The sequence below is a fragment of the Neobacillus sp. DY30 genome (genome assembly GCF_030123065.1).
In the GTDB taxonomy this organism is placed as follows: domain Bacteria; phylum Bacillota; class Bacilli; order Bacillales; family Cytobacillaceae; genus Neobacillus.
On record NZ_CP126093.1, the window covers coordinates 3,431,880 to 3,458,442 of the forward strand.

Consider the following 26,563-nt stretch of genomic DNA (forward strand, 5'->3'; position numbering starts at 1 on the left):
GGTAAAAATATTGAATGACGTCAAACAAAAAACCCGCCGCTTCTAAAAGTGCGAGTTTTGTCCGTTAAATTCCTAGAAAAGAAAGGATATCATTTTTCTGTTTCTGAAAGACAGTTCTACCCAATTCACTAAGTATATCCATATAGTTGACCTCATCGAAAGGTACTTCCTCTCCTAAGTCTTCATTGATTCGAAGGTAATGGTCCTTAAGGAGAAGCTGACAATGATAGGTCACAGATTCTGAAGAAAGGTGAAGGGCCAAATCGAGAAGCTTTGGTGTGACCTTCAGCGAAGGCAAATGAAATGGGAGCCATTGATTGATTCCCCAATACTTATCATTATTGTTTGTAAAATCAATATTCTGTAATCCAGTGCCAATCGATAAGATATTGATATCTTTCATACTTTTTTGAAAGAAATGAATCGCTTCGGTTAAGCAGACCAATGAAGGATTATTTGCCCATAACCCGCCATCTATGGATAAGTATTGATCCCCTATTTTGTTAGGAGGGAAATAGACAGGTGCCGAGCAGGAGGATAGGACAGCGTCCCATACTTTTATGGATAGATCATCACAATCAGGATGCCCGTAGTTTGAGCGGTGTGTAAACGGTTTTCCATGTGTAATGTCCACGGCAGGAATAAGCAGGGGCTTGGTTATATCCTTTAGCTCCACTTCACCAAATGCATTTTTTAAAAGATGTCTTAATGCTCGGTCACTGTAGACACTCTTGAATAGTCCGACCTTTGCCTGTCTGGTAAAAATCTTCCCGCCATAATACCTGTAGCTTTCATAGATTTCTCTCATATCTTTATTCAGTGAAACAGAGGCAGCGATGATTGCTCCTGTACTAGTACCAGCTACTACATCAAACAACTCTCCAACAGGATGGCCCACTTCTTCTTCCAATGCTTGTAAAATGGCAATTGCAAAAATACCTCGTATGCCACCACCATCAATACATAGTAATTTCATTTAAATTTCACCTTTATTAACCTTCTTTTCCTCAGTGTGCCCCTACTTCACTTTCCTTATCACCGTCAGTTAATTTAATTCTTCTATGCTTTCCTTTGTTTGAGATATTGCTGAGATCACTGAACCAACCGCTTGTATCCAGCTCCCGTTTATGGATAAAGATTCGCTGGAGGAGATTACTTTGGACTCATTACTTTCCCTATATCCTTTAAATCTATCTTCGTTTTTTTTACGTAAACTTCTTAGCTCTTCAGCTCCGCCAAATGCTTGCAATGAATTACCGATAATCTGTAAGACATTTCCGGCAATGTTAAGTGTTCTAATAGTGGAAGGCTCATCAAGTAAATCCTCCGGAAGTGCGATACCACCACCTACTGCTTGCAGCAAGTTTCCATTAATATCTAATTTGAGCTTGTTCTCTTCAGAAATATTTAATAATATTCCAGCTACAACCGTGGTATTACCAATTGCTTGGACTTCATTGCCTAGCTTCTCTAGTGTAAATCCTTCCTGTGCGTCGGCGATTATTGCATTTCCTGTACCTTGAAGGACATTTCCCCATAAGTTCAGACTTTGTTGTGTATTTTCGTTAAGTGATGGTGTACTCCCAACAGCAGCTGTTACGGTACCTATTGCTTGAATCCATGCCCCGAAAAGTTCTTTTAGTTGATTTTCCATAGAAAAACCGCCCATCGATTCAACCTTTAATAAGTATATTCAATGGGCGGTGTAGTGTTAATTATTCATTTATTTTAGTATCCATCATGTATTTGTTAGCATAAGACCTCTCTCTATTAACACAGGATATTCTTCATGCAACAACTTTATATTTTCAAGCTGGTGTTTGAGCAGTAGCTGTTGGTCTAGTAACAGATGATGTTTGACCAACAACTCCATTACTTCAATCCTTAATAACCAATCTTCCTTAAAATCTGTCGTTAATTTTTCAATTACCTCAAGAAAAACAGATTCCATGTCATCAATATCATTTTCGCGGATACTTCTAACTTTCCCATACAATTGCTCTAACGAAGATAACTCCCTTTTTATAAGCGGTTTTGTCTCTACTTCCTCTAAGTCCGCATAAAATTGTTCCGAATCAGCTGCACCTGCGAAAACCGAGGTAATTCGATCTCCAACTGCCAAATCATAGCTGCCCCAATCACGATGAAATAAAATTTGTTCTCCATATAAAGCACTACATTCATTAAAGGATATCAGCAGTAGTTTGCCATCTTTACGAAGGAAATGTTGTGGAGTACCAGATAGCTTAACTCCACACAAATACTCTATGGTACATTCTTTACCTATCTCTATTCCAATTCCTTTAAGCTCCTCATCAGTAAACTCCTCTAGAGGTTTTAGGCTATTTACAATCTTTCCAATTGGAGCTCCGAAACCATCATGATGTGTACTTTTCCCATGACCAGGCAGTTCAATATTTTGATATGCTAATGCTGTAGGGCCTTCTGTTTGGATGTAAATCGCTTCACCATTTTCATCTTTCATGATGTTACGTAATGTTCCGGTTAGCTGCAGCCCTGAGCTAAATTGAATCGTAGCAGTATGATTTGAACGAAGTGCTTTATCTAAACCTTTTGTTCCACCAACCTTAAACGCCATTGTTTTCGAAAATTCGAGCACTGCATCGATTAACTGATCAAAGCTGTTACAAACAAAAAGCTGCGGCTGTGGTTTGGTAATATCAAAGCCGGTTTCAATAACCGTCTGCAGGTCGAATGGAATTTTCTTTACCGAATCTGTTAGACTGCTCCTTCCTTCCGATACCGAAGATAACAATCCGGCACCATATATTTGTGGATGGTCGACACTGCCAATTAGACCGTATTCAACGGTCCACCAATATAAACGAGAAATCTGTTCCGCTTCTGATAATTCGGTTACAGCTGTTTGCTTTTCTTCAAAATTAGCTTTCGCTGCCTCAATTTCTTCTTTTGTTGCTTTTCCGCTTTCTAATAAATTTGAATAGGTTCGCACTGCTTCAAATAATTCATGCTCTTCACTTGTAGCTAATGCTTTTGAACCAATTTGTCCAAATAGCTTTACATACTCAGAGAATTTCCTTTCACATAAAATTGGTGCATGTCCTGCGGCCTCGTGGATAATATCAGGTGCAGGTGTATATTGAATGTTTTCTAGTTTACGAATGTCAGACGCTATCGGCAGAATCCCATGAGCCTGAAAGTCGAAGAAAATAACACCTGGAATAAAGCCATCAATATTGGCAGCTCCCCAGCCATACGGCTCTAAGGCTTTATTCATATCTGTTACATTAGGTATTTTCTCAACAGAAATACCAGAAGACTTTAACCCGCCAACATACGCTTGATGAGCCGTGTCTTTTAGATAGTTATGGTTTTGTCTCATCACATAACGCCAAACAGCATGATCAATCGGTGTGTATTTTTCATACTGCTGGTCAACCACATATTTTTGTAAGTGTCTAGGAATTTTTCTTGCTTCCCCCATAAAGAACCTCTCCCTCTAGAAGAAAATTAACTTTTCGTTTGTAAGTAAAATTCATCGTATTTTGTGGCCAATTCAAAATCTAAAGCAGTTAAACCCCTTGCATTCCATGAAGAAATTCTAAGTGTCACAACCTTATAGTCTATTGAAATAAAAGGGTGATGGTTAACCTGCTCAGACAGGGCAGCAACTGTTTGGACAAACTCAATTCCTTTTAGATAGTCGCGAAAACGATATTTTCGCTCGATCCATTTATCATCCGTTAATCTCCAGTCTGGAACGGACGATAACTTTTCTTGAACCTCATAAGGGGTTAATTTTTCCATTGTCTTCACTCCTTTAAGCAAATAAAGCGCTTACATTTTAGAAGTCAAAATCTACAGTCATCAATTAATAGTATTCAATTACGAATAAAAAAACACTGTATGTCTGTTATCATTTTATATTACATAAAAAATCCACCTGTTCTCAGATGGATTTTGGATACTTTATGGTTTGAAGGTTACATCAATTTGGACGATTTCAGATCGTGTCCCTATTCGAAGCGGCAAGCCCCAGACGCCATAGCCTGATGAGACAATCGATTGCAGCTCCCCTTTCTTCAGATAACCCCAATCATTTTCAAAAATCATGTTCGTAATCAGGTTCCCCGGTGCAACCTGACCTCGATGTGTGTGGCCAGATAGAATCAAATCAACCCCATTTTTTTCAGCAATATCTAAATCATAAGGCTGATGTTCGAGTAGAATGACAGGCTTCGCCACATCGACCTCTTTCATTAATGCTTGAAGCTCAGCTCTTACAACATCCTGATATCCTCTATCTTTTCTGCCCACAAGGACAATCCCTTCAGGAAGGTTCAGTACCTCGTCATCCAGTACCCTCATACCACTGTTATTAAAAATCGGTACGAGATCGACATCATCACGGTCATGATTTCCGAGAGAAGCATAAACAGGAGCTTCAATTTGTTTTAAGATCTCTGGAATTCCTTTTTCAAGAAATGGTGTGATATCATCATCAATAATATCCCCTGGAAAAAGTACTAAGTCTGGTTTTTGAGAATTAATATACTCAACGAGTTTTTTCGCCTGCCCGCTGCCAGATAAATCCCCGAAATGCATATCCGAAGCCATTATAATTTTCAAGCTTGGTTTTCCTTCAACCTGCTTAGGAATCGTAATCTGATATGTTTTTGCTTTGGGACTATATGCATTGAACATTCCAAATAAAAATGAACCAACAATCAATACCAATAGGGTGTATCCCGTCCATTTAATAAATGTTTCTTTCTGTATCTTTGTAAATCTTCTTAAAAAAACGCCTATATTGGCCGCTGGCAGAAACAATATTAGAAAATAAAATAACGACAACCACGCGGCACCAAGCCCAGTGAAGAATATGCTCTCATCCAGCCAGCGTGAAAAAACAAAAGAATAAGCGAAAATAACGAGTATAACCCAGAACATAATTTTTATACTTTTACGGTCACCGCTGATTTGCTTCAGCCAAACCCAAATATTATAGCCAATGTAAAAAATTAATAAATTATATAGTAAGATAATGCCTATTCCAACAGCCCACACAGAAGTAAATCTCCTTTTCTCTAGAAGTCCTATTATAATTAGACAATATTTCAGCTCAATTAACAAATAATTAGGACTCGTTATTTGCCATTTATTCGCAAGGTTGATATTACCAACACTTCCTCCTCTTATTTTTTGATACAATTTTAAAGTCAGAGAATAATAGGGAGGAATACAATCTATGAAGAAACAAACGGTCCTCCTGATCTTGGTAATCCTTATTACCTTTACAGGGGGCATTTTCACAGGAGTGTTATTTTCCAATAACAAAATAGAAAAAGCATCGAAACCGGTTAAAATAGAAAAAGCTTCTCAATCAGAAAAAAATCTTGAGAAAAAAGAAATTCCAGAGGAAAGTAAAGAGGAATCCAAAGTGTTATTGGGTTATGTACAAGACTTTCGTGATCCGAATGTAGTTGATTATTCCAAATTAACACACGCAATCTTCTCGTTTGCCCATCCGACCCCGGATGGAGATATATTACTAAATGGTGATTCAGCCATTAATAATCTACGAGCGATGGTTAAGAAAGCTGCAAACCACGATACAAAAGTAATTTTAGCGGTTGGCGGCTGGTTTCATATAAATGGCGGAGAATCCTACGAACCATTTAAAGCAGCCATCAGCAATCCTGACTCTAGGACAAGACTAGTGAATGAACTAGCAAGTATCGCGGACCGCGAAAAACTAGACGGCATTGATATCGATTTTGAACATCCACGTTCAAAAGCAGATGCTGCAAACTTGGCTGCATTTGCAAAGGAGCTAAGCGATCAGCTTCATCCAAAAGGTAAAGAGCTATCCATTGCTGTTTATTCAAAAATTCATGCGGTGACAGGCACCGAGATGGGCTTTGTGGTTTATGAGCCTTCCACTTTTCAGTATGTGGATCATGTAAATATTATGGCATATGACGGTCAATGGGATGGCGGATACAATGCAGCGAACTTATCTCCTTACCCATTTACGGAGAAAATAGTAAACTATTGGACAAAATTGTTTGATACAAACAATTTGCCAAAAGAAAAGCTTGTTTTAGGAGTTCCCTTTTATGCACAGCCTGAAGACCCTGCTATTAAACAGGTTTCTTATGCCGCTATCGTTAACCGTGATCCTGCAAATGCTGTGACTGATACGGTGAGTATGAATGGGACTATTTATCATTATAACGGTGTAAAAACCATTCAGAAAAAAACCAACTTAGCAATGGAGCACGGGTTTGGCGGAATGATGCTGTGGGAAGCAGGTCATGATAGTAAAGGCACACATAGCCTAACATCGGCTATTTTCCATGAACTAGAAAAATTCAACCATGTTTTGGCGAAGAAATAACAAAAGGCTGCATACTCTTACTGTGAGCGTGCAGCCTTTTTCTTATGCTTGTAAATTCATTAATCTTTCTTTTACTTCTTCCTCACTTAATCCGTGCTGAGCCACATAGCGGTTTCGTGGATGTGTTCTGCATTCATGTGAACAGCTCCGTAAGTGTCGGTGTTCGTTTTCTTCAGAGCAGAGAATCTTTTTATTACACTCAGGGTTGGCACAGTTGACGTAACGCTCACAAGGCTCTCCTGTGTAGTAATCTTTACCGACAACAACGTGCTCTTTTTGATTTACAGGCACACTGATTCGTTCATCAAATACATATAACTTGCCATCCCATAATTCTCCTTGAACTTCCGGGTCTTTTCCGTACGTCACAATACCGCCTTCCAGTTGGGAAACATCTTCGAACCCTTCCTTCACAAGCCAGCCAGAGAACTTTTCACAGCGAATACCGCCTGTGCAATAAGTAAGGATCTTTTTACCTTCGAATTGTTCCTTATTTTCTCGAATCCAGTCAGGGAGGTCACGGAAATTTAAGATATCAGGACGAACGGCGCCTCGGAAATGACCTAAATCGTATTCATAATCATTACGTGCGTCAATAACAACTGTATCTTCTCTTTGCATCGCTTCAAAAAACTCTTTTGGTTTTAAATGTTTTCCTGTTGTAACAAGAGGGTCCACATCATCCTCTAGACGAAGTGTAACAAGCTCTGGTCGATAACGAACGCGCATTTTTTTGAACGCGTGCTCTGTTGATTCATCGATTTTAAATACTGTACCTGCAAAAAGCGGGTGTTCATTCATATATTTTATATAAGCATCAGTTTGCTCCACTGTACCTGATACTGTACCGTTAATTCCTTCAGAGGCAATGATAATTCTACCCTTAAGGCCTAACTCATTGCAAAACTGAAGATGCTCATGCTGAACCTCTTCGGGATTTTCTATATGGACATATTTATAATACAATAACACACGAAATTCTTGATTCATATTTACCACCTTATTTACTTTTATACATTCCTTATATTAATAACCGAATTATTATATCAATAATCCTGTAAATAATTCAATTGATAAGAATTATTCTAACTTGCATGAAAAATAACACTAACGCTGGGTTAGTGTTATTTTTAGCTATCATCCAAATTGCCATACACTATGACTTAGGTTTCCATATCGGAAGCTGCGGTGTAATAACTTTGCTGTTTTGCTATCATCTGCTGCTCCCATGGCATAAAAGATGGGTATAAAGTGTTCATTTCCATATGGAGGTACGGCATATTGCGCATTAGGTGCAAGTGTATCATACTTAAACAATGAATCCGTATCCCATGTATGAAGATGATGAGCTAACCAATCATCAAACTCTAGTGCCCATTGATCAATTTTTCCATTGTCAGCAAAATTTACGGCTCTCAAATTATGAACCGTGCCCCCGCTGCCTATAATTAAAACATCGTTAGCACGTAATCGTGTCAGCGACTTTCCGACTTTATATTGTTCTTCCGGAGTTAAATTAGGATTTACCGACATGGCAATGACAGGAACATCTGCCTCTGGGTAAAGTAAACGAAGCACCACCCAAGCACCGTGATCCAATCCGCGTTTCGTTTCTACATCAAAAGGAATACCATTTTCTTTGAATAAATCTATAATTTCATTTGAGATTTCTTGTGAACCTTTAGCTGGATATTTAATTGTATATAATGATGGGTCAAATCCACCGAAATCATAAATCGTGTCATATTGGTCTACTTCGCTTACTTTTTGCGTTTTAGACTCCCAATGGGCGGAAAATAAAACAATTGCCTTTGGGCGCGGTAAAGAATGTCCCAGTTGATTTAAAAATAGAGTATACTCATTGTTTTCAATCGCTAGCAATGGGGCACCATGAGCAATAAACAGTGATGGCATCATAGTATTTTCCTCCTATATTAAAGAGATTGTGTTTGGTTATTTTGTCCTTTAAAAAACACCTTATCTAAAGCAAACATCTTACTATCATTGATAGCAATGAATAATGCGATCGCTAGTAATGCTAAATCTAATTCCCAGCCCGCGCCTTGACCATTTCCTAAAAAACCGCCTGCTAATTTTGCTTTGACAATCGCACCAAGCATTAATAAAACAAACAGTGCTGAAACAATTCTGCTTCCTAAACCAACTATTAATGCAAGTCCTCCAACCATTTCTAACAATGCAACACCATAAGCAAGAACTCCTGGTAAGCCAATGGAATCAAACCAGCCCACGATATTTTCAATCCCGCCTTGGAATTTCACTAATCCATGGATAAAAAACGTAACCCCTAATACTAAACGTAAAACGAATGTACTTACTTCAATCTTCTTCATCTTTTCTACCTCTCCTTTAATGAATTATTTTTCTAAATCTTGTATTAACCAGTGTGTAAAATCCTGCAAGTTACTTAAAGATACGCTATGTCCTTCTTGATACGTCTTAAAAGTAACGTCTGCACCTAACTGACGAAAATACTCATTGTTGGCAAGTCCCCATTCAAAAGGAAGCACTTGATCCATTTCTCCATGCGAAATAAATACCGATACGTCATCCACCGGTTTAATCTTATAATCTTCTTTTACGAATGCTGGAATGTAACCACTTAGTGCCACAATCCCTTTGATTTTACTTCCTATAGTTAATCCTAGTGTCATCGCTAAAATGGCACCCTGACTAAAACCTAATAAGTATAAATGGGAAGTATCTAGCGGATACTGTTCGCAAGCATAGTCAACAAAGCTAGTCAACTTTGTTACGCCCTCATCAAACACTTCTCTATGTGGCTTGCCGTACCCTTCAATAGTAAAGAAGGCAAAGCCTGGGGGCTGCGAGAGATGACCGCGAATACTGAAAATGTAGAACTGTTCTTCTAATCCGTTTACCAAAGATAGCATGTTTTGTTCATTACTGCCGATACCGTGCATAATAAACAATGCGGGATACTTTTTATCCGGATAGACCTCTTTTGGACGGCGAAGCTCATAAAACATAGGCGCATTCATTTCTATCATCCTTTCCGTGAGTATTTTAATAATTAATAAATATTCATATTTGTAAACATTGACTCCAAAAAATGTTTTTTGATATGAACATTTGTTTCTCATAGGATAACAGCAGATCTTGTGGATTGTCAATAAAATATTTGCTAATATATAAATATGTTCTATATTAGGAAACTATAAAGGGTGATCAAAACTGGATATCGGCGCAAAGATTCGAGCAATTAGAAATCGAAAAAAAATTACAATAGCCCAAATGTGTGAGGCTACCGGCCTTTCAAAAGGATTTATCAGCAATGTAGAAAACAATAATACATCGCCATCTATTAATACGCTTCAAACCATTGCCAATTATTTAGAGGTACCTTTACCTTACTTATTATTAGAAAAAAAACAACATTTACGCGTCGTCAGAAAAAATGCTAGAACAACGACTACGTTTAATCAGTTGAAAATTGAGCACATCTCATCAATGGGAGGTTTGAGTTTAAGAAGTGTAGAGTTTCCTCCAGGCGCTTCGATTGGAGACGCCCATGCACATGAAGGAGAAGAATGTCATTTAGTACTTGAAGGGAAAGTTCTAGCTGAGCAAGGAGAAGATTCTGTCATCTTAGAAGAAGGTGACTCCTTCAGCTGGAATGCCAGTGTTCCACATACAGTTAGGAATATTGGGGATTGTAAAGCGGTGGTATTAATAGCGGTTTATTCAAACAAAGAACTATAGTTTCTATGTAAGAGAAATAAGCAGCAAAAAAGAATTTTTTTGCTGCTTAATCAATACAATTTGTTATTCGCTGATTCTCTCAATAATGGTTCCGTTTGCCATACCTCCGCCTTCACAAATTGCCTGTAAGCCATAGCGCCCGCCTGTTCTTTCTAATTCATGCATCATCGAGATCATCAATTTTGCACCGGTTGCACCTAGAGGATGACCAAGAGCAATGGCTCCCCCATTAGGATTCAATTTCTTAGGATCCGCTTTTATTTCTTCTAACCAGCACATTGGCACCGGAGCAAAAGCTTCGTTTACTTCGTAGGTGTCCATATCCTCAATTGTCAGCCCAGCTTTGGCAAGGACTTGTCGAGTCGCTTCGATGGGACCTGTCAGCATCAATGTTGGATCAGAACCTACTACCGAACGTGCTATAATACGGAATCGAGGTTTAAGTCCTAATTCTTCCGCTTTTTCCCGAGACATTAATAAAACCGCAGCAGCACCGTCGCTCATTTGACTGGCATTACCTGCATGAATTTTTCCATCTTCCTTAAAGACTGTTTTTAACGTGGACAATTTTTCCACTGTGGAACCTTTACGAGGTCCTTCATCCTGCTTCACTACCACCTTACTTCCATCCTCTAAAGTCACCTCTAAAGGCATAATCTCTCTGTCAAATCTGCCTTCTTCTTGGGCTTTTAACGCACGATTGTGGCTTTCTACTGAATATTCATCTAACTGGGTACGTGTAAATCTCCACTTATCAGCAATTCTTTCTGCCGATAAACCTTGATGAATGAGTTCATACCTTGATGTAAGCTCTTCACTGGCTGTTGAATGTTGACGAGTCGAACCAAGAGGAACACGTGTCATGCTTTCTACTCCCCCGGCAATGACAATATCCATATCCCCGCTAAGAATGGCCTGGGCTGCAAAATGAATCGCTTGCTGACCTGATCCGCATTGACGATCAATAGTGGTCGCTGGTACTTGAATTGGAAAATCCGCCATTAATACTGCATTACGTGCTATATTTATACCTTGTTCTTCCACCTGTGAGACACAGCCCATGATGACGTCCTGTACGATTCCAGATGAAATGCCCGCACGACTTACTAATTCTTTTAAAACTTTTGAGGCCAAATCATCTGGACGAACGTTGCTTAATAGACCTTTTCTTTTTCCTACCGGTGTACGAACTCCTTCAACGATAACAACTTCACGCATAGTGTTTCCTCCAATTTTTATATTTTAAGAGTAAAAAATCAGTTTACCTAGGCGGCATACGAATGGCGCCATCCAAACGTATGGTTTCTCCGTTAAGCATGACATTTTCAATAATCGACAGAGTTAATTGAGCATATTCAGATGGTCGTCCGAGTCTGGATGGGAATGGAACCTGGGATTCCAAGGCAGCTTTAGCCTGCTCAGACAATGAAGCGAAAAGCGGTGTTTCAATGATGCCAGGCGCAATCGTCATTACCCTAATCCCAGACTTCGCTAAATCGCGTGCAATTGGCAATGTCATTCCAACAACACCACCTTTAGAGGCACTGTAAGCTGCTTGACCAATTTGACCATCAAATGCAGCAACTGAAGCAGTATTAATAATTACTCCTCTTTCACCTTCTTCGTTGGGTTGATTATTCACCATTTTGACAGCAGCTAGGCGAATGACGTTAAAGGTACCTATTAAATTAATCTCAATCACTTTTTTAAAATTTTCAAAACTATGCGCTTGGCTTCTGCCTACTGTTTTTTCGGCAACAGCAATACCTGCACAATTCACCACCGTATTAATGCTGCCGAATTGAGCTATCGTAGAATCAATCGCACGTTGTACATCTTCCTCACTTGTTACATTCGTTTTGAAAAAAACAGTATTCTCGCCTAGTTCCGCTGCTAACGCCGAGCCTTTTTCCTCAGAGAGGTCAAGAATGGCTGCCTTACCGCCGTGTTTCACAATATTCCTCACTGTTGCTTCTCCTAGTCCGGATGCACCACCTGTAACCAAAGCAATAGAATCTTGTATTCTCATATCCCTTTCCCCTTCCTCTTCTTAAAAACCTAGTTCTTTTAAAATTTCTTTTGTATGTTCCCCAAGACCGGGTGCATGCACCCTTGTTGTAACAGTTGAATTTGATAGTTTAATAGGATTCCCTATTTGTTTCATTACTCCTATTTCTGGGTGGGTGATGTTTTCAATCATATGACGATGTTTAATTTGCGGATGATCTGCGAGTTCTTCTGGAGTTAAGACTGGGGAGACACAGGCATCAATACCATCAAAAAGTTCAAGCCATTCGGTTAATGTTTTTTGTTGGATGGCTGTTTGAATTTCCTGCTTCATTATGCACTGCTGTTCTAGGGGTTCATTGAGTTGTTGAATCAGTTCTTCCTTACCGATGACACGGCAAAAATTCTTCCAAAACTTATATTCAAGTGCGCCAACGGAAAGGAATCGACCATCTTTTGTTCTATAAATCTCATAACATGCTTTACCGCCATTTAAAGTTAGTTCCCCACGCTTAGGCATTTCGCCGGTAGTCCAATAGTTGGGCAGAATCGTATGCATCCATGAAAGAGCACCATCTAGCATAGAAATATCGACAAATTGTCCTTTGTTCGACTTTTTTGCTTCAATAATTGCCAGCAGGATTCCCACTGCAGCCATCAATGCTCCTCCGCCTATATCTCCAATTTGAACGGACGGGATAAGCGGCTTTTCATTTGGAGTACCTTGTAAATGCAGCATTCCTGAATAGCTCAAGAAATTCAAATCATGGCCAGCCTCTTTTGCATACGGACCGGATTGACCATAACCGGTTATTGCACAATAAATCAGTTTTGGATTATGTACCTTTAGTTCCTCATATCCTAGACCAAGACGGTCCATAACCCCAGGACGGAATGATTCTATCAGGACATCTGCTGTTTTCATTAAAGAAATAAACACATCTTTATCCTTTTCATCTTTAAGGTCTAGAGTAATGCTGCGTTTATTGCGATTTAATGAGATAAACATGGCACTTTGATCATCATTTACTCTTGGCTCGTACCAGCGGGCATAGTCTCCAATATTAGGATCTTCTACCTTTATCACATCTGCCCCATAATCAGCCAGTAATAAAGAGCAATAGGGGCCAGGAAGAAGCCTTGTGAGGTCAAGTACTCGTATACCTTCAAGAGGTAACAAACTATCATCTCCTTTTCTTGTGAGCGTTTGCACCCATATTTTAAATAATAACAATATTCTTAAAATTTTACAATTGATTTATTTTTTAAACCCAAGTTCAAATTCCATTGATTTTTCAAAAAGGGTGGCCTATATTTAAACAAAGAGTTAAAAATATAATCAATAGGTCAATTATAGATAGATTACATAGTTTATAGAGTTAGGAGGTAAAAAAACATGTCCTCTTTCAGAGCAAAAAAGATGGTGAAAAAAAAGCAGGAAATCCTCCGTTCGGCTGCGGCTGTTTTAGTTGAAAAAGGATACCAAGGAACGACGATGGAAGAAATAGCTGCCAAACTTCTAATGACAAAAGGTTCGATGTATTACTATTTTAAAAATAAGGATGACCTTCTGTATCAATGCCATTTAATGATTATGGAAATCTGTTTGGATTGTATTGAGCAAGTAATCGAAAGTGATCGTAACCCAATCGAAAAGCTAAGATGTGCGATTAAAGAACATATTCTACTTGCAACTAGTGAAAAATCAATGTTCATAGCGTTATCAAAGCCAAATCATAATTTTTCAGAAGAGCAACTACAGGAAGTTCTGGCGCTGAAAAAAAGTTACTCTCACTATTTTGATAGAATTATTCAGGAGGGTATTGATAAACAGGTATTTGCTGCAGTTGACGTAAGAATGGTACGTTTAATTATTTTGGGTGCCCTTAACTGGATTCAAGAATGGTACGATCAAAACGGCCCTCAAAGTGCAGAAGAAATCTCTGAAGCCTATGCTGACAATTTATTAAAAATGTTAATGACAGAAAAAGAAAATATTTAACCCTCCTTGTCATACATGGAGGGTTTGCTGTCAGCCTATTTTCTCTTCATGATCTGTATTTAATAACACTCTTTTATTAGAAGTAATTGGGGTAAGGTTGGATCGCTTTAATAAATAGTGTAAATGATCCAGCGGCATCGACCCATGACCTTTTCCATCCTCTAGTGTAAATTGAACGGTAATCCCATTGTTAGTGGTAACCGTCAACGATTCAGCCGAATTAAAATTCCCCTTGATGTTTTGAGAAATTTGATATTTCATTCCTGTTTCAATAGACATTTGCTATCTCCTTTTACTGGTATTTAATCATAGTATTCTCCGATAATTTTTATTCATTCAAAATTATTCCATTTAGCTTCAATCAAAACTGGTTATTAAAATATGTTGTGTTAAAATATCATTATTTAGGAGGAGGTGCGCTTATGGAAGGGTTTAGTGATTTATTGAAAAGGCAGCGTAATTTCTTTCAAACCGGAAAAACAAAAGATGTATCATATCGAATAGAAGCATTAACATCGTTAGGAAACATGATTCGCTCACATGAGACTGAAATTATGGCGGCACTTAAAAAAGATTTAAATAAGAGTGACTTTGACTCATATATAAGCGAAATGGGTATATTACTTGAGGAAATCCGCTTTACTCTCAAACATATTAAAGAATGGACACAACCGAGAAAAGTAAAGACGGCAATGACTCAAATAGGATCAAAGAGTTATATCTATTCTGAACCATATGGGATAGCATTAATTATTTCTCCTTGGAATTATCCTTTGCAATTAGCTATCGCTCCTCTAATTGGTGCGATTACTGCGGGGAATTGTGCGGTGCTTAAACCATCTGAACTAACACCAGAAACATCAAAGCTTATGGCAGATCTTATTAATAAGACATTTCCTGAAGAGTACGTTTCTGTCGTCCAAGGTGATGCCGAAACCACGCAGTTATTATTAAAAGAAAAATTTGATTATATCTTTTTTACTGGAAGTGTTGCTGTTGGAAAGGTAATCATGGAAGCGGCCGCAAAGCACTTAACACCTGTTACGCTTGAATTAGGCGGGAAATGTCCTTGTATCGTACACCATGACGCGAATCTTAAATTAGCAGCAAAAAGGATTGCCTGGGGTAAGTTTATCAATGCTGGTCAAACTTGTGTGGCTCCTGACTATTTATACGTACACAACGATATTAAGGAAGAATTTTTAAAAACCTTCAAAGAAACGATTAATGAGCTATATGAGGAAATCGTCAAAAATGGTGAATTTACAAGAATCGTAAGTGAACGTCATTTTAATCGAGTCACAGGTTTACTATCGAGCGGAGAAATTATTCATGGCGGCAATTATTCTAAGGATACACTTACAATTGAGCCGACCGTACTTGGCAGTATAACATGGGATGACCCAGTGATGCAGGAGGAAATTTTCGGCCCCGTCCTCCCTGTCCTTGAATATGATCAAGAAGCTGCCATGATTCAAAAAATTAATGAACACCCTAAACCATTAGCTCTTTATATTTTCTCAGAAAGCAAGGCATTTCAAGATACCATCTTAGATTCTATCTCTTTTGGTGGCGGATGTATAAACGATACTGTTATGCACTTAAGTTCACCTTACCTTCCATTTGGCGGTGTTGGTGAAAGTGGAATTGGTGCCTATCATGGCAGGGGCAGCTTCGATGTTTTCTCCCACCAGAAAAGTATCTTAAAACAAACGACTACCTTTGATTTACCATTCCGATATCCAAATCGTAAAGACGCACTTAAACAAATTAAACGCTTTATTAAATAATAACGTTAAAAAGCCTTGCAGATAAGTGACTACAAGGCTTTTTTCGTCTTATTTATTTGTTACTCCCTCACGCTGATAGACCAATTCACCACCCATATAGGTTTCTAGTATTCTTATTTCATCTATTTTTTCTGGATCTATTTCAAGAATATCTTGATCCAGAATGATAAAGTCGGCTTGATAACCAGGCGTTAATTGGCCGATATAAGGAATTCCAGATATCTCCTGTGCGGCTCTAGTATATAGGGTAATCGCAGTTTCAATATCTATCTTTTGATCTTGACCTGTATCAGTTCCATCATATGCTTTTCGAGTAACTGCAGATTTAATACCAACGAATGGATTTACAGGATCAGACCATGCTGTCGCTGGTGCATCAGATGAAAAGGCTATCTTCACTCCAGCTTCTAACATGGATTGGAAAGGATACGTTAATTTAGTCCGCTCTATTCCTAAGTTTTTTAAATAACTTTCGATTTCTGCAAAAAGGAAAATGGGCTGGGTAACAAAGGCAATTCCAGTTTCGGCAGCCTTTTTAAGTGCCCGAGGTGTCGGCATTGCGGCATGTTCAATCCGGATGGATGGTGTATCCTTTAACCAGCCTTCTGTACCATAAAATGTATCAATGATTAAATCAATCGCCTGTTCACCCATCGCATGGACAACCAATTGAACATTATTTTCTACTGCAGCTTCTTTGGCAGCTAATAACTCTTCCTTAGTTGTCATTTGAATACCATAATTATCCCCATTCCCTAAAAATGGAGGGTTTACCCATGCCGTTTGTCCTGATACACTTCCATCTGAAAATAATTTAATACCACCAATGTATATTTGTCGCTGTTTATTTGTGTATTCACCCGTTAAAAGGCTCTTACCTTTTAAATCTTCCCATTCATAATGAATAACCGTTCGTTGTTTTAACCCTTTTTTCGCTGCAAGATTATACATTTCATAGTAATCTACAGGATTTGCCTTACCCATAAGCTCTGAAATCGCTGTTATTCCTTTTGAGAGTAAAATTGGACTTAATTCAGCTAACAATTCAGCATTTTCTTCATGGGTCTTTACCGGCATTATCTCGGTGACCAAGTCTTTTGCATTTTCACGCAAAACCCCTGTCGGTTCACCATTTTCATCTCGATCAATCTTTCCTCCTTGCGGGTCAGGTGTATTTTTCGAAATACCTGCTAATTCCAATACCTTGCTATTAACAGCAACAATATGTGCACAGGTTCGAGTGATAATGACAGGGACATCTGCTGCAGCTTCATCTAAATCCCACCGTGTTGGTGAACGCCGCTCCAGTAACTTACCTTCATCATATCCCCATCCTTCAATCCATATATCTGGGCTTTGTACAGCTCGCAGCTTTCTTACTTTTTCCTTTAACTCTGCAATTGAATTGACATTAGGCGCAGTACAGGCAATTTGTTTGGCAGCGCTTGCTAAATATAACGGATGTAAATGGGCATCAATGAGTCCGGGAAGTACGCATTTTCCATTAAGATCTTTGATTTCTCCTTCTATATTCTTTAATTCCGACTGATCTCCTGTCCAAACAATCTTGTCTTCTCGGACCACCATTGCATTTGCGATTGGCTGATTAGAATTCGAAGTAAAGATTTTACCATTAATAAAAGTTGTCATTAGCTTATAAATCTCCTCTCGATGCACTTAACTATTTGTTTTACCATTACTCATTGTTAACAGAATTTATATCTATTCCATATTTATCATTTTTTGAACCTAAGGTATGAATAACTGCACCGGCAATAAACCCAATAATAGCTGGCAGCAGCCAAGCAAATCCAACTTCACTTAAAGGAATCCTTAAAATCCACACATTTGCAAATGAAACCTTCATACCAAAGGCTCCTAATGTTTCAAATATACTAATTAATACGGTTAAGATAACAGAACCTTTATACGCACCTGCATTGGGAATATATTTACGAAATATCCCTAGAAAGACTAATAATATAGAAACGGGATATAACCCTAAAAATAATGGAAGTGAGAAGCTAATAATTTTCTCCACTCCTATTAATCCCACAGAGACACCTGAAATACAGATTAATATCACCCAAGTTTTGTAACTAACTTTATTTTTTGTTAATTGGCTGAGGAAGTCAGCAATGGCTGCTGTAATCCCGATTGCAGTTGTAAGACAGGCTAATGCGACAGCTACAGCAAGTGCAATCGTACCATAATCACCTAGTAGTTGATTAATAAGTCTTGTTAGTAAAGCTGTACTTTCAATGTCTTTTGAAAACAAGCCGCTGCCTTCTGCTCCTAAATAGAGCAATCCTCCATATACGATTAATAGACCCATTCCAGCTATAACTGTTCCGTTTATAACAATTTTCCGCATATCTGTAGATTTGGTGTACCCCTTCCCCACAATACTTGCGATAAAGACGGAAGCACATAATAGTCCGGTAAAAACATCCCCTGTTTGATATGCTCCTAAGAAGGAATGACTAAAAGAGTTTTCGAGATTAGTATGAATCGGTTCCCCAATTGGATCCATAGTACCTTTCAATACAATAAATACGAGAATAGCAAATAATGCGGGAGTTAAGAACTTTCCAACCTTATCTAATAGATTTGATTTATCCATAGCAAAATAGTAATTAAGACCGAAGAAAATAATCATCGTACCTGACACCGGGAAATCAGGAAAAAGTGTACGTACACCAATTTCATGTGTGGTGGCGGCAGTTCGCGGTACCGTAACAAGCATCGCGATAAAAACCATACAAATAAGGTTAAATGCTTTATGAAACCATGGACTAATTGGATTGGTTAAATTTTCAAATTTACCTCCTGCATTTAATACCGCAATCAGAGCTAATAATGGAAGGACAATACCAGTAAGCACAAAACCAACTAAAGCCAACGGCCACTCTGATCCTGAAGCAAAACCAATCGATGGAGGGAATATTAAATTCCCTGCTCCAAAAAATACAGCAAAAAAGGCAAAGCCAAAAATAATACTATCTCTCATTATGTTGTTTGTTTTCATCCCTTACTCCCCTTTGCAAATTTAAATTTAGAAAAACTTATTTTTTATAAACCCTCCCTTTTTTCATATTTTTTTGAAATTAACTATTGCCTTATTTTCAATAATGCAAATTTCGTACCAAGTTTTTTAATACAATAAAATCGAGCTTTCCTAAGAAAAATATTGATATATCGCCATAAAAGTAAAAAAAATTTTACGTACCCGTAAAATTTTTTTTACTCATTCTTTATTTAATTTAAATGATACTTGTCCATTTTATATTTTAATAATTGTTTTGATATCCCTAGCCTTTTCGCTGCCTCAGTGATTTTTCCGTTCATTCCGTTTAATTCCCAGCTAATCAATTCCTTCTCGTACTGTTCAACAGCTTCTTTCAAAGAGTGTGTGCTCGGTTCTACCCTTTTTACTGGTAGGGACTGGTTAAATTCTTTCATTCTCTTTGGAATATCATCCATTGTTATACGATGAGTAGTCGCGTGATTAAATGCCGTTTCTACCGCATTCTTAAGCTCTCGTATATTTCCTGGCCAATGGTAGCGCTTAAAACATTCTAAAACATCGTCTTCCACACCTTCGATGATGATGTTCATATGGTTATTATAAAAATTAATATAATAGGTAAGTAAGCTTTCGATATCTTCTTTTCTTTCATTTAACAGTGGTAAATCGATTTGGACTACACCAAGGCGGTAAAAAAGATCTTCCCTTAATCTTTTCTCCGATACTAATAGATCTGGATCTTCATTAGTTGCTGATATTACTCTTATATTTAAGGGAATGTTTCGATTGCCACCTATTCTCCTTATCATTTTTTCTTCTATTGCTTTTAATAGTTTTACTTGGAGATAAATATCTAGTGAATTTACCTCATCTAAAAACAGAGTGCCTCCCTCAGCTTGTTCAAATAACCCCGGCATATCAGTGGAACCTGTAAAACTTCCCTTCACTGTACCGAATAAGGTACTTTCCAATAAGTTCGGCGGAATCGCACCGCAGTTTACAGATATAAAAGGTCCTCCAAAACGGTCACTTAAGTTATGAATGGACTGAGCAATCATTTCTTTACCAGTACCTGTTTTCCCATATATTAAGATGGTTGAATTTGTTCTAGCGATCTGTTTTATTTTATTTTTAATCATTTCCATTTTTGGATTAATGCTAATGATATCTTCGATGGTATAGTATGTATTATTTTTCCGATACACCTTATGATGAGCCAATTTATCCAGTGAATTTATATTTTCCTTTGTATAAAAGTGTTTGGAGAATTCAATCGCTCCAACAATTCGCTCATTTTCGATAATCGGGTAGGTGGAATTAACAGTCATTACAGTATTCCCAAATTCCGTAATGAGCTCTTGTTTAACATTCGTTACTGCTGCTCCTTCAGCTAGCACCTTCATGATCGTACTATTTTCCTTTGTTAGGTTTTTATAAAATGTCGTAATATGCTTTCCCATAAAATCTTCCGGTCTAAGCCCAATTTGCCTAAGGACATTAAGGTCAACTAAATCGTAAAAAATGATAACCCCATGTTCGTCACAAACTAAAATATTGTCAAAATCCGTTAAGTGCTTAAAATCTTCAATTTTAATTTTCAAAAGGGCAGCCTCCTTTCAGACAATGATTTAACATCATTTATTTGAATTAATGCAAACTTTCAATCAATTTAATTATATTAGTATAAAGTAAAATTTTAAAAAAGAAAATGGAATTTAAAAGCAGCAGATTCTTTCTGCTCATTAATAAAAAAATACCCTTTCCTTTTAAAGAAAAGAGTATTTTTTAATTCTACTATTATACCCAGCCTCTGAAACGGGAGGCTTCTGCTACTTTCTTTATTCCAACCATATAGGCCGCTAAACGCATATCCACTTGATGGGTCTCAGCTAATTGATAAATATTGTCAAAAGAACTAACCATTACTTTCTCAAGTTTTTCCATTACTTCTTCTTCTGTCCAATAGTACCCTTGATTATTTTGCACCCATTCAAAATAAGAAACTGTTACACCGCCTGCACTGGCAAGAATATCTGGTACGAGAAGAATACCTCGTTCTGTTAAAATCTTTGTCGCTTCAAGTGTGGTTGGTCCGTTTGCTGCTTCAACGACAATACTTGCTTTAATATTAGCAGCATTCTCTTCGGTGATTTGATTTGAAATTGCCGCAGGCACTAGAATGTCGCAGTCTAATTCAAGTAATTCTTTATTACTGATCGTATTATTGAAAAGCTTTGAGAACGTACCGAAGCTATCTCTTCTATCAAGCAAATAATTGATATCAAGTCCATTAGGATCATAAATCCCGCCGTATACATCGGAAACAGCGACGACCTTCGCACCTGCATCATGCATAAATTTAGCTAAGTAACTTCCCGCGTTTCCAAAACCCTGGATCACCACTCGAGCTCCATGTAATTCTTTTCCTATCTTCTTAACTGCTTCATTTATACAAATGGTAACACCACGAGCAGTCGCTGTTTCACGTCCATGTGAACCGCCTAAAACTAGTGGTTTACCCGTGATAAATCCCGGTGAGTCAAACTCACGCAAACGGCTGTACTCATCCATCATCCATGCCATAATTTGTGAATTCGTATAAACATCCGGAGCAGGTATATCTTTTGTTGGTCCAACGATCTGGCTGATTGCACGAACATATCCGCGGCTTAATCTCTCAAGTTCTCTGAAGGACATGTTTCTAGGGTCACAGATAATACCGCCTTTTCCGCCGCCATACGGAAGATTCGTAATTCCACACTTTAAGCTCATCCAAATCGACAGGGCTTTTACCTCAGCTTCATCTACATCTGGGTGGAAGCGAACACCGCCCTTTGTTGGTCCAACTGCATCGTTATGCTGCGAACGATACCCGGTAAATACTTTTACGGTACCATCATCCATACGAACAGGGATTCGAACGGTTAATAGACGAATCGGTTCTTTTAATAATTCGTACATTTCGTTATTATAACCTAGCTTATTTAGCGCTTCCTGTATCACTGTTTGTGTAGAATAGTATAAGTTTAAAGATTCTTTTTCCTTTTGTTGTTCTTTTGACATTTCATTTATCACTGTCTTAACTGACATGGCTAGACACCTCTTAGTTTAGTGGGATATGAAATCTTTTTTTAAGCGAAAATTTTAGTAATCTTCTCAATTGCCCAATCGATTTCTGCCTTCGTAATTACAAGTGGTGGAGCAAAACGAATAACGGTATCATGTGTTTCCTTACATAATAAACCTTCTTCCTTTAATTGCTCACAGTATGGTCTTGCTTCTTCTGTCAGTTCCACACCGATAAATAAACCTCTGCCTCTTATTTCTTTAATCACAGGATTAGTGATTGTTTTTAATTGTTCTAAGAAGTATGCACCTAGCTCCTTTGAACGTTCAGCTAGTTGTTCTTCCTCAATTACTTCTAATGCTGCAATTGACACGGCACAAGCAAGTGGATTTCCTCCAAAAGTGGAACCATGTGAGCCTGGATTAAATACTCCTAAAATATCTGAGTTGGCCACTACACATGAAATTGGGAATACTCCGCCACCTAAAGCTTTTCCCAAAATTAACATGTCTGGGGTCACTTCTTCCCATTCAGTCGCAAACATTTTTCCTGTCCGAGCTAAGCCAACTTGAATTTCATCGGCAATAAACAATACATTGTTTTCTTTACATAAATTAGATGCTGCTTTTAAGAATCCATCAGGAGGAAGGATAATACCTGCTTCACCTTGAATTGGCTCAATTAAGAATGCAGCTGTATTAGGTGTAATTGCAGCTTTTAATGCTTCAATATCCCCATAAGGAATGAGCTTAATCCCTGGAAGCATTGGACCAAAGCCGCGCTTATATTCAGGATCAGAAGATAAGGACACCGCACCCATCGTTCTTCCATGGAAGTTACCTATACAAGCAATGATCTCAGCTTGATTCTCAGCGATTCCTTTTACATCATATCCCCATCGGCGTGCTGCTTTAAGAGCAGTTTCAACCGCTTCTGCACCTGTATTCATCGGAAGTGCCATTTCTTTATTGGTTAATTTACAAATTTTTTCATACCAGGGGCCGAGCTGGTCATTATGAAATGCACGTGAAGTTAACGTTACCTTGTCTGCTTGGTCTTTTAAGGCTTGAATAATTTTAGGATGACGATGTCCTTGGTTTACCGCAGAATAGGCACTCAGCATATCCATATAACGATTCCCTTCTGGACTTTCAATCCATACTCCCTCTGCTTTTGAAACTACGATTGGAAGTGGATGATAGTTATTAGCGCCAAATTTCTGTGTTTGTTCGATAATTTCTGTTGTTTTATTCATAATGGTATTCATTGTTCCTTCCCCCTTATAGCATTTCGGATGTTGTTTTTGCTTGCATATGGAGCAGTAGGTAGTCAGGACCGCCTGCTTTAGAGTCTGTCCCTGACATATTGAATCCGCCAAAAGGCTGATATCCAACAATTGCTCCTGTACATGTACGGTTAAAGTAAAGATTTCCAACATGAAATTCTTCTCGGGCACGTTCAATATGTTCACGGTTGTTGGAAATTAAAGCTCCTGTTAGACCGTAATCTGTGTTGTTGGCGATTTGCATCATATGATCAAAATCACGAGCTTTTGAGAAAGCTAGAACTGGTCCAAAAATCTCCTCTTGCATAAGACGTGCATTTTCATCTAAATCTGCAAAAATCGTTGGTTGGATAAAGTAACCCTCGGTGTCATCGCCTTCTCCGCCAGTCATTAATCTTCCTTCCTGTTTACCTACTTCGATATAATTCATGATTTTCTTAAATGATTTTTCATCGATTACTGGACCCATATAATTAGAATAATCTTCTGGGTTACCTATTGTCAGTGTTTTGGTTAGCGCCACAGCCTTTTCTAGCACTTCTTCGTAAACATCTTGATGAACGACCGCACGAGATCCTGCAGAACATTTTTGACCTGAGAATCCAAAAGCAGAGTACACAATGCTCGCTGCAGCTAAATCCAAGTCTGCATCATTGTCGACAACAACCGTATCCTTACCGCCCATTTCAGCAATGACGCGTTTAATCCAGATTTGACCTTGGTGGACTTTTGCAGCTCGTTCATTGATTCTGCAGCCTACTTCACGAGAACCAGTGAAGGAAATGAAACGAGTTTTTGGATGGTCAACTAGGTAATCACCAATTTGAGCACCGCTTCCAGGTACAAAGTTTAATACTCCATTTGGAAGGCCTGCCTCATGCATTAGCTCGACAAACTTTGCAGCCACGATCGGTGTTGAGTTAGCAGGCTTTAAAAGTACGGTGTTACCAGAGACAATTGCTGCAACGGTTGTTCCTGCCATAATCGCCAATGGGAAGTTAAATGGCGAAATAATGATTCCCACTCCTAGGGGAATGTAATGATATTGATTGTATTCACCATCACGGCTTTGTACAGGAAAACCTTCTTTAATTCGCAGCATTTGCCTTCCATAGTATTCGATAAAATCAATTGCTTCTGCTGTATCTGCGTCTGCTTCCTTCCATGGCTTGCCTGCCTCTTTTACTAGATAAGCAGAAAACTCATGTTTGCGGCGGCGCATCATTGCAGCAGCACGAAATAAAATATTGGCACGGTGCTCAGGCTTCCATTTTTTCCATGATTCAAATGCCGTTAATGCGGTTTGCATCGCCTTTTCAGCAAGTTCTTGGTCTGCCATGGACACACTGCCGATGACTTCTTCTTTATTTGCTGGATTAATAGATTGAATCTTTTTATCCGTCGTAATGTTCTCCCCGCCAATTACAACTGGATATTCCTTTCCAAGCTGGGATTGCACATACGCAAGAGCTTGTTGAAAAGCTAGTTTATTTGATTCATCACCGAAATTAGTAAATGGTTCATGAGTATACGGTTTCATTTATTTTTCCCCCTTGTTGTTTGTTCAAATATAATAATGCAAGTATCGTGCCAAATATAAAATGCTATATTAATAAGGGATTTATGTTATTAAGAGCAAAATATTTTTGCGCAAAATTATTAAATATTTTTTAACGCAAAAATATTTTGCTCTAATTTAGATTATTTGTTTTAATAGAAAGATAAACAATAAGGGGAATGACTCACATGGTACAAACAAAAATGACGGTTGAATACCTGCGCTATCTTAATTCCATGTATAAAAGAATCTTAGATGAAGTGGATGTTGGGGTCCATGCTGTAGACGCTTCGGGGAATACGGTTATTTATAATCATAAAATGGCTCAAATTGAATCAATGGATGTCGAAGATGTAATGAATAAAAATCTCTTAGATGTCTTTATGTTTAAAGAAGATCAATCTAGTACACTTGTAAAAGCACTGCAGGAAGGTAATGAAACAAAAAATGTTAAACAAACCTATTTTAATAACAGGGGCAGGGAAATTACTACCAACAATAATACCATTCCAATTTATGAAAACGATCAACTGTTAGGGGCAGTAGAGATTGCAAATGACGTGACAAAGCTGGAACGATTAATAAAAGGCAATATCACACGTAAAGGAAGTACTAGATATACATTTGAAAGTATTACAGGAAACAGTACAGTCATGAAGGAAGTCATTGAAGGAGCAAAGCGTGCTGCACGGACCTCTTCTTACGTCTTAATTGTTGGAGAAACAGGAACTGGAAAAGAACTGTTTGCCCAAAGTATACATAATGCCAGCAGTCGTTTTTCTGGTCCCTTTATCTCTCAAAACTGTGCGGCATTACCTGATAACTTAATAGAAAGTCTTTTATTTGGAACAAAGCGCGGTGCTTTTACAGGAGCCATCGACCAGCCAGGACTATTTGAACAGGCAAACGGCGGAACGTTGTTACTTGATGAGATTAATTCTCTTAATCTAAATCTTCAGGCTAAACTACTTCGTGCACTTCAAGAAAAAACCATCCGCCGGGTTGGGGATACAAAGGATACCCCTGTCGATGTTCGTGTGATCGCAAATATTAACGAAGACCCAATTGATGCGATAACCAATAATCATATGCGTAAAGACTTATATTACCGCCTTGGAGTAGTTACTGTCTTCATTCCGCCTTTGAGAGAACGAAAAGAAGATATCCCTCTGCTCGTCCAACATTTTATTAAAAAATACAATGAGCTTTTTCAAATGAATGTAAAGGGTCTATCGGATGAAGTGAAGCAATCGTTTTTGGAATATGATTGGACAGGTAATGTCCGTGAGCTGGAGCACATCATTGAAGCGGCAATGAATATTATTATGGATGATGAAGATATCATTAGCTATTCACATCTGCCTTATCAATACCGCAGCAAAATGCACGGAAAAGAAAAAAATATTCCCGCTACCTCGGTGGATAGCTTTATTAAAGAACGGACCGATATACCTGCTTCACTGAAGGATCAAATGGAATACTTCGAAAAGTCCTATATTGAACATGTCTGGAAAGATAATGACTACAACATTTCAAGAACTGCAGATGTACTAGGGTTAAGCCGCCAAAGTCTTCAATATCGTATGAAAAAGCTAAACATCAAGAATAAGTAACAAGAACTAGTAAAATTGTCCAAAAAAATTCACAATATTTGCAGGAAATTGTCGAGAAATAAAGGAATATATAAGTAGAACACAAAA

Annotated in this window: 24 protein-coding genes; 5 read left to right on the top strand and 19 right to left on the bottom strand. The window is 38.2% G+C overall.

The window, feature by feature from the left end:
• Positions 1-64: 64 nt before the first annotated feature.
• The 5 genes from QNH29_RS16710 to QNH29_RS16730 all read right to left on the bottom strand — a co-directional run bounded on the left by QNH29_RS16710 (position 65) and on the right by QNH29_RS16730 (position 5,049).
• The gene (locus tag QNH29_RS16710) at positions 65-976 is read right to left on the bottom strand and encodes a CBASS cGAMP-activated phospholipase (protein ID WP_283860510.1); all 912 of its coding nucleotides are present in this window, start codon (positions 974-976) and stop codon (positions 65-67) included.
• 69 nt (positions 977-1,045) lie between these two features.
• Entirely contained in the window at positions 1,046-1,654 is a 609-nt protein-coding gene (locus QNH29_RS16715; RefSeq protein WP_283860511.1) for a DUF6944 family repetitive protein, read from the bottom strand.
• An 84-nt stretch (positions 1,655-1,738) separates the two neighbouring features.
• Positions 1,739-3,466 carry an aromatic amino acid hydroxylase gene (locus QNH29_RS16720; RefSeq protein ID WP_283860512.1) on the bottom strand — a complete coding sequence of 576 codons (1,728 nt, stop codon included), beginning with the start codon at positions 3,464-3,466 and terminating at the stop codon, positions 1,739-1,741.
• Between the two features lie 26 nt (positions 3,467-3,492).
• Positions 3,493-3,789, bottom strand: coding sequence for a 4a-hydroxytetrahydrobiopterin dehydratase (locus QNH29_RS16725; RefSeq protein ID WP_283860513.1), 297 nt, complete (start codon positions 3,787-3,789; stop codon positions 3,493-3,495).
• A 162-nt stretch (positions 3,790-3,951) separates the two neighbouring features.
• A complete protein-coding gene (locus QNH29_RS16730) occupies positions 3,952-5,049 on the bottom strand; it encodes a metallophosphoesterase (RefSeq protein WP_283860514.1) in 1,098 nt (365 codons plus the stop codon).
• Positions 5,050-5,230: 181 nt separating this feature from the next.
• Between QNH29_RS16730 and QNH29_RS16735 the strand changes: the two genes are divergently transcribed.
• Complete coding sequence (locus QNH29_RS16735) at positions 5,231-6,382, top strand: glycoside hydrolase family 18 protein (protein WP_283860515.1); 1,152 nt, start codon at positions 5,231-5,233, stop codon at positions 6,380-6,382.
• A gap of 42 nt (positions 6,383-6,424) precedes the next feature.
• Here QNH29_RS16735 and trhO read toward each other — a convergent pair whose 3' ends face one another.
• The 4 genes from trhO to QNH29_RS16755 form a co-directional block, all read right to left on the bottom strand.
• Positions 6,425-7,372 (bottom strand): oxygen-dependent tRNA uridine(34) hydroxylase TrhO, encoded by a 948-nt coding sequence (trhO, locus tag QNH29_RS16740; RefSeq protein ID WP_283860516.1) that lies wholly within the window; start codon positions 7,370-7,372, stop codon positions 6,425-6,427.
• A 147-nt stretch (positions 7,373-7,519) separates the two neighbouring features.
• Complete coding sequence (locus QNH29_RS16745; RefSeq protein ID WP_283860517.1) at positions 7,520-8,299, bottom strand: DODA-type extradiol aromatic ring-opening family dioxygenase; 780 nt, start codon at positions 8,297-8,299, stop codon at positions 7,520-7,522.
• Positions 8,300-8,316: 17 nt separating this feature from the next.
• Positions 8,317-8,736: a DoxX family protein gene (locus QNH29_RS16750; RefSeq protein ID WP_283860518.1), complete on the bottom strand. Its 420-nt coding sequence runs from the start codon at positions 8,734-8,736 to the stop codon at positions 8,317-8,319.
• Positions 8,737-8,760: 24 nt separating this feature from the next.
• Complete coding sequence (locus QNH29_RS16755) at positions 8,761-9,405, bottom strand: alpha/beta hydrolase (RefSeq protein ID WP_283860519.1); 645 nt, start codon at positions 9,403-9,405, stop codon at positions 8,761-8,763.
• 193 nt (positions 9,406-9,598) lie between these two features.
• Between QNH29_RS16755 and QNH29_RS16760 the strand changes: the two genes are divergently transcribed.
• Positions 9,599-10,126, top strand: a complete 528-nt coding sequence (locus QNH29_RS16760) for a helix-turn-helix domain-containing protein (RefSeq protein ID WP_283865658.1) — start codon at positions 9,599-9,601, stop codon at positions 10,124-10,126.
• Positions 10,127-10,189: 63 nt separating this feature from the next.
• Here the strand turns inward: QNH29_RS16760 and QNH29_RS16765 are convergent, their stop codons facing one another.
• From QNH29_RS16765 to QNH29_RS16775, 3 genes are read right to left on the bottom strand one after another with little or no spacing between them, the layout of a single operon-like run.
• The gene (locus QNH29_RS16765; protein WP_283860520.1) at positions 10,190-11,344 is read right to left on the bottom strand and encodes a thiolase family protein; all 1,155 of its coding nucleotides are present in this window, start codon (positions 11,342-11,344) and stop codon (positions 10,190-10,192) included.
• 43 nt (positions 11,345-11,387) lie between these two features.
• Positions 11,388-12,155 carry a 3-hydroxyacyl-CoA dehydrogenase gene (locus QNH29_RS16770; RefSeq protein WP_283860521.1) on the bottom strand — a complete coding sequence of 256 codons (768 nt, stop codon included), beginning with the start codon at positions 12,153-12,155 and terminating at the stop codon, positions 11,388-11,390.
• 21 nt (positions 12,156-12,176) lie between these two features.
• Positions 12,177-13,313, bottom strand: coding sequence for a CaiB/BaiF CoA transferase family protein (locus QNH29_RS16775; protein WP_283860522.1), 1,137 nt, complete (start codon positions 13,311-13,313; stop codon positions 12,177-12,179).
• A 216-nt stretch (positions 13,314-13,529) separates the two neighbouring features.
• On the opposite strand from QNH29_RS16775, the gene QNH29_RS16780 reads away from it, so the two are divergent.
• Entirely contained in the window at positions 13,530-14,135 is a 606-nt protein-coding gene (locus tag QNH29_RS16780) for a TetR/AcrR family transcriptional regulator (RefSeq protein WP_283860523.1), read from the top strand.
• Positions 14,136-14,165: 30 nt separating this feature from the next.
• On the opposite strand, the gene QNH29_RS16785 is transcribed toward QNH29_RS16780, so the two are convergent.
• Entirely contained in the window at positions 14,166-14,414 is a 249-nt protein-coding gene (locus QNH29_RS16785) for a hypothetical protein (RefSeq protein WP_283860524.1), read from the bottom strand.
• Between the two features lie 143 nt (positions 14,415-14,557).
• Between QNH29_RS16785 and QNH29_RS16790 the strand changes: the two genes are divergently transcribed.
• Entirely contained in the window at positions 14,558-15,925 is a 1,368-nt protein-coding gene (locus QNH29_RS16790; protein ID WP_283860525.1) for an aldehyde dehydrogenase, read from the top strand.
• A 48-nt stretch (positions 15,926-15,973) separates the two neighbouring features.
• Here the strand turns inward: QNH29_RS16790 and QNH29_RS16795 are convergent, their stop codons facing one another.
• The 6 genes from QNH29_RS16795 to pruA all read right to left on the bottom strand — a co-directional run bounded on the left by QNH29_RS16795 (position 15,974) and on the right by pruA (position 24,845).
• The gene (locus QNH29_RS16795) at positions 15,974-17,575 is read right to left on the bottom strand and encodes an amidohydrolase (RefSeq protein ID WP_283860526.1); all 1,602 of its coding nucleotides are present in this window, start codon (positions 17,573-17,575) and stop codon (positions 15,974-15,976) included.
• Between the two features lie 46 nt (positions 17,576-17,621).
• The gene (gene brnQ, locus QNH29_RS16800) at positions 17,622-18,953 is read right to left on the bottom strand and encodes a branched-chain amino acid transport system II carrier protein (RefSeq protein WP_283860527.1); all 1,332 of its coding nucleotides are present in this window, start codon (positions 18,951-18,953) and stop codon (positions 17,622-17,624) included.
• Between the two features lie 230 nt (positions 18,954-19,183).
• A complete protein-coding gene (locus QNH29_RS16805) occupies positions 19,184-20,554 on the bottom strand; it encodes a sigma-54 interaction domain-containing protein (protein ID WP_283860528.1) in 1,371 nt (456 codons plus the stop codon).
• A gap of 196 nt (positions 20,555-20,750) precedes the next feature.
• The gene (locus tag QNH29_RS16810; RefSeq protein WP_283865659.1) at positions 20,751-22,016 is read right to left on the bottom strand and encodes a Glu/Leu/Phe/Val family dehydrogenase; all 1,266 of its coding nucleotides are present in this window, start codon (positions 22,014-22,016) and stop codon (positions 20,751-20,753) included.
• 68 nt (positions 22,017-22,084) lie between these two features.
• Positions 22,085-23,275, bottom strand: coding sequence for an ornithine--oxo-acid transaminase (locus tag QNH29_RS16815; RefSeq protein WP_481858838.1), 1,191 nt, complete (start codon positions 23,273-23,275; stop codon positions 22,085-22,087).
• A 25-nt stretch (positions 23,276-23,300) separates the two neighbouring features.
• Positions 23,301-24,845 (bottom strand): L-glutamate gamma-semialdehyde dehydrogenase, encoded by a 1,545-nt coding sequence (gene pruA / locus QNH29_RS16820; protein WP_283860530.1) that lies wholly within the window; start codon positions 24,843-24,845, stop codon positions 23,301-23,303.
• A 206-nt stretch (positions 24,846-25,051) separates the two neighbouring features.
• On the opposite strand from pruA, the gene QNH29_RS16825 reads away from it, so the two are divergent.
• A complete protein-coding gene (locus QNH29_RS16825; RefSeq protein ID WP_283860531.1) occupies positions 25,052-26,476 on the top strand; it encodes a sigma-54 interaction domain-containing protein in 1,425 nt (474 codons plus the stop codon).
• The last annotated feature ends 87 nt before the right edge of the window (positions 26,477-26,563 follow it).